At 46.5% G+C, this 1,268-nt stretch carries 1 protein-coding gene; it reads left to right on the top strand.

Translation table 11 applies throughout. The features are described 5' to 3' along the window. Positions 1-98 precede the first annotated feature (98 nt). Entirely contained in the window at positions 99-1,178 is a 1,080-nt protein-coding gene (locus tag WMO25_RS18130) for a 6-phosphofructokinase (RefSeq protein ID WP_349086635.1), read from the top strand. The last annotated feature ends 90 nt before the right edge of the window (positions 1,179-1,268 follow it).

Genomic DNA, 1,268 nt, shown 5'->3' with positions numbered 1-1,268 from the left:
TCCAGGCAAAAGCTGATTTTCTGGTTGAATTTCTGCTTATTTTACTATATAGTATAACAAGAGAAGAGGACATATTCTAAACAAAGGAGATGGCGTGAATGATGAGAGTAGGTATGCTGACAAGTGGCGGCGACTGTCAGGCTTTGAATGCAACAATGCGTGGTGTTGCGAAGACACTGTATAACGCGGATCCTGATACACAGATTTTTGGTTTTGAAGAGGGCTACAGAGGTCTGATGTATAATGACTATATTTTGATGAAGCCGAATGATTTTTCCGGTATCTTGACAAAGGGCGGAACGATTCTGGGTTCTTCCAGACAGCCGTTTAAGCTGATGCGGGTGCCAGGTGAGAATGGCTTTAACAAGGTTGAGGCGATGAAGGCAACTTATCGCAATCTGAAGCTTGACTGCCTTGTGATCCTTGGCGGCAATGGGACTCAGAAGACAGCGAATCTGCTCAGCGAAGAAGGTTTGAATATTGTTTCTCTGCCAAAGACTATTGACAATGATATTTACGGAACGGATATGACATTCGGTTTTCAGAGTGCAGTGGATATTGCAACGAATGCCATTGATTGTATTCATACAACAGCGGCATCCCATGGCCGTGTATTTATTGTAGAGCTGATGGGGCATAAGGTTGGCTGGCTGACATTGCATGCAGGTATTGCGGGCGGTGCGGATATTATCCTTTTGCCGGAGATGCCGTACAATTTTGATTCGGTACTGATGGCGGTGAAACAGCGTAACAAGGCTGGCAAGAGGTTCAGTATTCTTGCGGTTGCAGAGGGCGCGATTTCCCAGGAAGATGCACAGCTGTCCAAGAAGGAATACCAGAAGAAGAAGGCGAACAGCCCGTTCCCGTCGGTTTCCTATGAACTTGGCAAGAAGATTCAGGATGCCCTGGGGCAGGAAGTACGAATTGTTGTGCCGGGTCATACGCAGCGCGGCGGCAGTCCGGATGCCTATGACCGTGTGGTAGCCACTCGGTTGGGAGCAGCGGCAGGTCGAATGATCCTTGAGGGTAAGTATGGCTGTATGGCAGCATTTAAGAATAATGAGATCGTTCCGGTACCATTGAAGGAAGTGGCCGGAAGACTTAAGACCGTTGATCCGAAGTCGGATATTATCCGCGAAGCAAGAGATATGGGTATCAGTTTCGGTAATGAACTATAATAAATAATAATATGTAACTGTTCAGAGCCAACCTCCAAAATGCTACGCATTTCGTCGGTGTGGCGTATCCGCCAAATAAAATTTCAAAAA

Origin of the sequence: Coprococcus intestinihominis, from assembly GCF_040096555.1 — a bacterium.
In the GTDB taxonomy this organism is placed as follows: Bacteria; Bacillota; Clostridia; order Lachnospirales; family Lachnospiraceae; genus Coprococcus_A; species Coprococcus_A intestinihominis.
This window is presented reverse-complemented; position numbering and strand designations above follow the sequence as displayed.

Bases quoted from the DNA above. Each gene is read 5' to 3' on its own strand.
- WMO25_RS18130 (WP_349086635.1), top strand. From the start codon at position 99: ATGATGAGAGTAGGTATGCTGACAAGTGGCGGCGACTGTCAGGCTTTG.